The sequence below is a fragment of the Bradyrhizobium sp. Kon10 genome (assembly GCF_055807395.1).
Genome location: NZ_JBVVOZ010000159.1, coordinates 1 through 340 on the forward strand (window position 1 = coordinate 1; position 340 = coordinate 340).

Below are 340 nucleotides of genomic sequence, written 5' to 3' on the forward strand. Positions count from 1 at the left end.
TGCGCGCCCGAGACATTGGCGATCGCACCGGTCGACACCAGCGTCGTCGGGTCGAGACGCAATTCCGGACGGTCGCTCAGCGTGACCGTCTGCGTGTTGGCGATGAGATTGCGCGGCGGCTGGATCAGCCACTGCGCATCGGCGCCGATATGCACCGAATAGTCCTTGCCGCTGATGGGATTGCCTGCAACACGGGCAACCGCCCCATACTGCTCGCTGGTCCCGGCTGGCGCGGCGCTCGAGGCGGAGTGGATCGCGCCCGTCGCAGGTCCCGTGACATAGCCGCCGATCCAGAGCTGGTCGTTGTACCACCGCGTGCCGGCCGCGGAGCGGAAGTCGC

Annotated in this window: 1 protein-coding gene; it reads right to left on the reverse strand. The window is 67.9% G+C overall.

The window, feature by feature from the left end; translation table 11 throughout:
* Positions 1–340: porin (locus tag AC0L2O_RS36525; protein ID WP_473373168.1), on the reverse strand; the 340-nt coding region annotated here is incomplete at both ends.